The 6,490-nt window shown below is 35.6% G+C and carries 6 protein-coding genes and 1 other RNA gene; 5 read left to right on the top strand and 2 right to left on the bottom strand.

The features are described 5' to 3' along the window. Positions 1 to 311 precede the first annotated feature (311 nt). The gene (locus M2326_RS15500) at positions 312 to 614 is read left to right on the top strand and encodes a hypothetical protein (RefSeq protein WP_264620454.1); all 303 of its coding nucleotides are present in this window, start codon (positions 312 to 314) and stop codon (positions 612 to 614) included. A gap of 203 nt (positions 615 to 817) precedes the next feature. Here M2326_RS15500 and mnmE read toward each other — a convergent pair whose 3' ends face one another. Next, positions 818 to 2,218, bottom strand: a complete 1,401-nt coding sequence (gene mnmE / locus M2326_RS15495; RefSeq protein ID WP_264620453.1) for a tRNA uridine-5-carboxymethylaminomethyl(34) synthesis GTPase MnmE — start codon at positions 2,216 to 2,218, stop codon at positions 818 to 820. Between the two features lie 289 nt (positions 2,219 to 2,507). On the opposite strand from mnmE, the gene M2326_RS15490 reads away from it, so the two are divergent. Together M2326_RS15490 and M2326_RS15485 are read left to right on the top strand one after the other, a co-directional pair. Beyond that, complete coding sequence (locus M2326_RS15490; protein WP_264620452.1) at positions 2,508 to 3,338, top strand: universal stress protein; 831 nt, start codon at positions 2,508 to 2,510, stop codon at positions 3,336 to 3,338. Between the two features lie 67 nt (positions 3,339 to 3,405). Next, the gene (locus tag M2326_RS15485) at positions 3,406 to 4,239 is read left to right on the top strand and encodes a universal stress protein (RefSeq protein WP_264620451.1); all 834 of its coding nucleotides are present in this window, start codon (positions 3,406 to 3,408) and stop codon (positions 4,237 to 4,239) included. Positions 4,240 to 4,572: 333 nt separating this feature from the next. Here the strand turns inward: M2326_RS15485 and M2326_RS15480 are convergent, their stop codons facing one another. Next, positions 4,573 to 4,869, bottom strand: coding sequence for an SH3 domain-containing protein (locus tag M2326_RS15480; RefSeq protein WP_264620450.1), 297 nt, complete (start codon positions 4,867 to 4,869; stop codon positions 4,573 to 4,575). Between the two features lie 252 nt (positions 4,870 to 5,121). Between M2326_RS15480 and rnpB the strand changes: the two genes are divergently transcribed. Both rnpB and M2326_RS15470 read left to right on the top strand, forming a co-directional pair. Then, positions 5,122 to 5,439, top strand: an RNA gene (rnpB, locus tag M2326_RS15475) — RNase P RNA component class A. A gap of 86 nt (positions 5,440 to 5,525) precedes the next feature. Beyond that, the gene (locus M2326_RS15470; protein WP_264620449.1) at positions 5,526 to 6,467 is read left to right on the top strand and encodes a ketopantoate reductase family protein; all 942 of its coding nucleotides are present in this window, start codon (positions 5,526 to 5,528) and stop codon (positions 6,465 to 6,467) included. Positions 6,468 to 6,490 lie beyond the last annotated feature (23 nt).

Genomic DNA, 6,490 nt, shown 5'->3' with positions numbered 1-6,490 from the left:
CCTAGGAAAAGATTTGGGTACAAAACCCCAAACGAAGTTTTTATACATTCATTAAATAATAATGGTCAAGTTGCATTTATGACTTGAATCCGCCAGATTTAGTACTAACTTTTGGCTATTCTCAGGAGGCAATAAAAGAATTGCTTCAGGAGAATGATATTGAAATTATAGAAGGGATTAAAATCGCTTCTGATGAAAAACGAGTATGGAAAAAGAGAAGAAAATGATGTAGATGAACGTAATAGCTTTATTTTAAAAAATCAAAATACATTTTAAGTGAGATTACAGTTCTAAAAAAAAAAACACATACCATGGATATAATTAACCGTTCAGCCATTACAATAAATTACAAACAGCCATTTGTAGATTGGACTAATGGCTTGACGCCCGAAATTCAAATGTCGGATCAGGTGGCACAAGAGGCCACCACTTATTTGGTAAAAGGGGATTTTGATGATGCGGATAAATACATCAAAAAGTATTATAAAAAAATTTTCGAAGAAGAATTAGAAGGACATTGGACAGATGAAGAAGATTGGCCGAAGAAAAGAACCTTTAAACTTTTTAACGAATGGTTTTCTTATGGAGTAAGTGAATTGGTGATTGATTTGTAAGATTGAAATTTCCACCTTTCTCTGCCCAGGATAGCAACGAAAAGCCCGCAAAGGAAGAACCCATAAAAAGCAACCCCTACAACAGCGACCGAAGGAAGCTCGTTGTAGGGGTATGCTTTTTGGGGTGATGACTGCGGACTTGTAGTGGATAGCCTGAAATGGCAGCCAAAAAAAGTTTAATGTTGTAGGTTGAACTAAGTTTTTTATTTACCAATACAAAAGTTAGCAAAAATATTCCCCAACAACTCATCATTTGTAACCTGACCAGTTATCATTCCAAAATGGTACAAGGCTTCTTTGATATCGATAGCCATTAGGTCACTAGAAAGATTGGTTTCGATTCCGTATTTTACTTTTGAAATTTCGTCCAATGCTTTTAGTAGGGAGTCGTAATGTCTGGTGTTGGTAACAATTGTCTCGTTATTACGTAAGGCACCTGTGTTCACAAAAGAGAGTAATTGATCTTTTAGTTCGTCAATACCGATGTTTTGTTTGGCAGAAATTTTTAAAAGTTTCAGGTTTAAAGTTTCAAGTTTTTGGCTGATGCGTTTCAATTCGGATTCATCTAACAAATCCATTTTATTGATCACAACCAGAATTGGTTTTTGAGGGTATTTGTTTTTTACTTTTTCAATTTCGACAATATAGTCCAAACCTGAAACCTGAAATTTTAAACCATCAAACAAAAAGATGACTACCTGTGCTTGTTCAATTTTTTCGAAAGTTTTCTTGATTCCGATACTTTCTACTACGTCTTGCGTTTCACGGATTCCTGCCGTATCGATGAATCGAAAACCAATTCCACCAATGACTAACTCATCTTCTATAGTATCGCGAGTTGTTCCTGCAATTTCAGATACAATAGCGCGTTCTTCGTTAAGTAAAGCATTTAGTAAAGTTGATTTTCCCACATTTGGTTCGCCAACGATAGCCACTGGAATTCCGTTTTTGATTACGTTTCCAACAGCAAAAGAATCGATTAAGCGTTTAAGGACAAACTCGATTCGGTTTAGTAATTCATTGAATTGCGTGCGATCTGCAAATTCTACATCTTCCTCGGCAAAATCTAATTCGAGTTCGATTAAGGAGGCAAAATTCAATAATTCTTCACGTAATTTAGCAATTTCGTTTGAGAAACCCCCGCGCATTTGCTGCATGGCAATTTGGTGACTCGCCTCATTATCCGATGTGATCAAATCGGCCACTGCTTCGGCTTGTGATAAATCGAGTTTACCGTTCAAGAAAGCACGAAGCGTGAATTCACCTGGGTCAGCCATACGGCAACCTTTGCGAAGCAATAATTGTATAATTTGTTGCTGAATATAGGTTGAACCGTGACACGAAATCTCGATTGTATTTTCACCTGTATAAGAGTTTGGTCCTTTGAAGAGAGAAACCAGAACTTCATCAAGGGTTTTGGCATCATCCATAATGTGACCTAGATGAAGAGTATGTGTTTTTTGGATAGTTAAATCTTTGTTTTTTATAGACTTAAAGACAGAATTACCAATAGTAATCGCATTTTGACCCGAAATTCGGATTATGGCTATGGCTCCAGCGCCAGAGGGTGTGGCTAGTGCCACTATAGAATCGTTGTTTAGCATTTTGTTTGGTATTGACTGCAAAGGTACTAAAACAATATAAGTGATGGAGGTTGCCAACCGTTGTTTCTTGCGACAATCCCGTATTAAGGTTAAAAGCAGTCTGCCGCAGCGTAGCCGTATGCTCTTATACCAGTAAGAAAAGGGATCTTGACCGCAAATTACATAGTCTATTTTTGAGAGGGAGGCATGCCCATGATATTCATAAATTTTTTCTAAGGAACTGATATATATCATTAATAAAGTTTAACTTTAAGACTAGTTTTACAATATGAACCTAAATAAGGATAGTATGAAACGTATTTTATTTCCAACTGATTTTTCTGAAGTGGCCAATAACGCCTTTGTGCACGCACTACAATTTGCAAATGCCGTGGAGGGGGAGTTGGTATTGTTGCATTCATACGATTTGCTACCTATGGATGATCAGTTTTTCCCAGAGAATTTTGCAGCTGTTTATGATACTATTGAGTTTTCTAATTTTGAATTGTTTAAAGAAGAGATTCCGAAATTGCGAAAGATCATGGAAGAAAATGGATTGGAGAACATACCGATCAATCACCGATTAATGGAAGGGAATTTGGCGGTAAATATTCAAAAATGCATTGTTGAAGAAAATATCGACTATCTTATTATGGGAACGACAAGTGCAACAGACTGGGAAACGTTGTTTTCTGGTAGTAATTCGGGCGCAGTGGTAAAGGGATTGAAGGTGCCCATGCTTTGTATTCCGCTAGACATAAAATATAAAAAAATGAAAACTATTGGTTTTGTAACCAACTACAGACCGGAAGATAAAGCAGTACTCCATAAAATACTAGCCCTTACAAAAAGAATCGATGCCAAAGTGAAATGTTTGTATATAGGTCATGGTACCGCGGGTCACACACAGGTAGAAGTAGATCGATGGGAGGCAGAATTTAAGACTGAGCCGGTACAGTTTTCGGGTATTAGGAGTGAAGCTATTAAACAAGTTACATTAGATTTTATTAAAACGGAAAATATTGACGTATTAGCAGTGTTAACTTATAAAACCACTGATTTTGAAGGACAGTTTGTAGCCAATTATAGTAAAAATAAAGCAGCAGACATCCCAGTTCCACTGTTGGTATTTCATGCTTAATGTAGGGCTATTTTCGTTTATCTTAAAGTCGTAATCAACAAATTTTAATCACATTAAACCTCTATTTATGAAACGTATATTATTTCCAACCGATTTTTCTGAAGTGGCAGACAATGCTTTTGTACATGCGCTCGAACTTGCCAATACCATGCAAGCAGAGTTAATTTTATTGCATAGTTTTGAATTGCCAATTGTGGATAATCAGTATTTTCCACAAAACTACATGATGATTTATGAGTCTATGGAGTTGTCGCAGTTTGATATGTTTAAAGAGGAGATTCCAAAGCTTCGTGCTATTGCCCAAGCCCGAAATCTAGGTCATATCAGGATGAGCCATCGATTGATGGATGGAGATTTGGTTTATAACGTTGGCAAAGCGGTAGAAGAAGATAAAATTGACTTTGTTGTTATGGGAACCTCTGGCGGTGGTGGTTGGGAATCTTTTTTCTTTGGTTCTAATGCTGGAAATGTAATATCTGATGTGACAGTACCAATGTTGTGTGTGCCTCAAGATGTGCCTTATCATAAAATAAAAACAATTGGGTTTACTACTCGCTTTCGGGATAAAGATAAAAAAGCACTGAAGAGAGTCTTGAAAATTGCTCATAAAACCAATGCGAAAATTAAGTGTTTGTATGTTAAAAAGGATGATTCTGATGTAGATGAAACCAAGGTAAGAGCTTGGGAGAAAGAGTTTGAAAAAGATCCAATTACGTTTTTAATTGTATTTTCGAACGAGGTAACAGCTACTATTTTAGATTTTATGGAACAAAAAAGTATTGATGTTTTGACCATGTTGACGTATAAAAGAGGCTTTTTTGAATCTCTGTTTCATACTAGTCTAACCAAAAAAATAGCTACTGGTTATTCGCATCCCGTTTTGGTGATTCCGATTGATTAGTGTAACAATAATTGATTAATTAGTTTTTTGATGTAGCTTCTAGGAATTTAGGTATTTCTAGAGGCTTTTTTTGATACTAATTTCAACTATTTTATTGGTGTAAATTTCATCTGGTGCTGTCCCAAGTATAATTTTAAAGCAAAAAACATACTAGTTATTTGAATCGAAAAAGTACTTATTTACCGTATTAATATTTCTTGTTTTGAGGTTGCATTAATTGTAAATGTAGGGATAATAAAAAAAGGATGTAAAATAAATTAGAGACAATCTTTTGCATAAAAAAAACACCTAAAATAAAGGTGTTTTTCAAATTTTGATGAACTATTGAGTGCTTTATTTCCGACCCTTGATGCTTATTTGGATCAATACTTCGTGGGCCTCAGTAATAGAGTTTGCTGAAAAGCCAGCTACATAAACTCCTTTTTTTCCTGAGGTACACTTTATACCATACACAACCGCTTCGTCGTCTGGGTTAGAGTCGCCTTCGTACCTATATATATGTACGATTTCAAATTTACTTGGATTTTTTACAATGTCGGCCTCATGAATGTTGTAGTCATAAGTGAAACCCTTTTCATGCAATTCGTCCAAAGCTTTTGCAACAGAACTATAGTGATACATCTTAGTCATAATAAAGAGTTTTAAGGTTGAGTTTAAAGATAACTGTTTTAGAGTTAATTTTTTATAAAAATAATGTAAAACTGTGTTATTATTGATTGAAAAAAGAGGTGTAAACACTGGCGACAACGGTTTTGATGAATAATTTATATTTTTAAGCAATACTATTTTCGAAAAGAATAACCAATCGTGTGGGAAATGGTTTTTCAAAAATAAAAAGTTCTTTTTGGTGGTGGACAGTCCTATTATTTAATGTAAATTTGCGGCACAGACCGCCTTATCGCGATTCCGATTTATTGGAGCCGAGGAAAGTCCGGACACCATAGAGAAGCATAGCGGGTAACCCCCGTCGGTTTAAGCAATTGAATCAGGACAAGTGCAACAGAAAGTATGTACAGGTAATGCTGTAGTGAAACCAGGTAAACTCTATGCGGTGAAATATCAAGTATATCAGCATTTAAGGACTTCTCGTCCGTTGTTGAAGGGTAGATAGCTTGAGCTTATGAGTAATTGTAAGCCTAGATAAATGATAAGGGTTCACTTTGGTGAATACAGAATCCGGCTTATAGGTCTGTTTTTTTTATATTATAATGGGTGATATTTTATTATTCTTTATGTTCTCAAAACAATTAAAGTAGTACACTTTTTAACCTCTCAGATAGAAACACATGCACACTCGAATAGGTATTTTAGGACTAGGTGGAGTAGGAGGCTATTTTGGCGGACTGTTAGCCAAAGAATTTGCTGACTCCAAAACCGTAGAAATTGTTTTTATCACTCGCGGATTAACGCAAAAGCAAGTGCTCGAAAAGGGTTTGAAAATTATGATGGATGAGTCCGAAATCACTGTTTTCCCTTCCAAAGCATCAGATAATCCTGCTGTGATTGGTAAACTTGATTACCTTATTTGTGCCACCAAAACCTATGATATTGAGTCAAGTTTGGCTTCTATTGCTCCCTGTATTACCAAGAATACAGTTATTCTTCCTTTATACAATGGTGTTGATGCTCCAGAACGTATAAGCGCTCTTTTTCCAGATAATGATGTTTTGCAAGGTTGCGTATATATCGTTTCTAAAATTCAAAGCCCTGGTATAATTCGAAAAGTGGGTTTTTATGAAAAGTTGTTTTTTGGCTCACCAACTGCTTCTATGAGTAAAATGAAGACTTTGCAAGTACTTTTTCAACAAGCCAAAATGCAGAGTTCTTTGGTGGATACGATAGAAGATGCCGTCTGGGAAAAGTATGTTTTTATTTCGGCCTTGGCTTCTGCGACTTCTTATCTAAATGAAAATGTGGGTGAAATAATGCACAATCAAGAAAGTCGTGAATTGTATGTGGCTTTGCTGCATGAAATTACTCTTTTGGCTGCCGTAAAAGGAATAAATTTGCCGGATGATATCATTATGCAGACAATCTTAAAACTCGAAAAATGCCCAGAAGACATGACATCTTCAATGCATCGAGATGTGATTGCTGGTAAAAAGTTTGAACTAGATTCTTTAACTGAATATGTAGTTAAGGAAGGAATTAAATATGAGGTAGAAACACCAACTTTTCAAAAATTTTTTGATAAATTATCCCTACTTACACCTAATGAAGTGGTGTAAGTAAGAGATGATCTCATTATTAT

The sequence above is a fragment of the Flavobacterium psychraerolatum genome, from assembly GCF_025960985.1.
In the GTDB taxonomy this organism is placed as follows: Bacteria; Bacteroidota; Bacteroidia; order Flavobacteriales; family Flavobacteriaceae; genus Flavobacterium.
The sequence above is the reverse complement of the archived record's forward strand: the minus strand, read 5'-3'. Positions and strand labels throughout refer to the sequence as shown.

Excerpts from the sequence above, each read along its gene's own strand:
- M2326_RS15500 (WP_264620454.1), top strand. The coding sequence starts at position 312 with ATGGATATAATTAACCGTTCAGCCATTACAATAAATTACAAACAGCCA.
- mnmE (WP_264620453.1), bottom strand. The coding sequence starts at position 2,218 with ATGCTAAACAACGATTCTATAGTGGCACTAGCCACACCCTCTGGCGCT.
- M2326_RS15490 (WP_264620452.1), top strand. The coding sequence starts at position 2,508 with ATGAAACGTATTTTATTTCCAACTGATTTTTCTGAAGTGGCCAATAAC.
- M2326_RS15485 (WP_264620451.1), top strand. The coding sequence starts at position 3,406 with ATGAAACGTATATTATTTCCAACCGATTTTTCTGAAGTGGCAGACAAT.
- M2326_RS15480 (WP_264620450.1), bottom strand. The coding sequence starts at position 4,869 with ATGACTAAGATGTATCACTATAGTTCTGTTGCAAAAGCTTTGGACGAA.
- M2326_RS15470 (WP_264620449.1), top strand. The coding sequence starts at position 5,526 with ATGCACACTCGAATAGGTATTTTAGGACTAGGTGGAGTAGGAGGCTAT.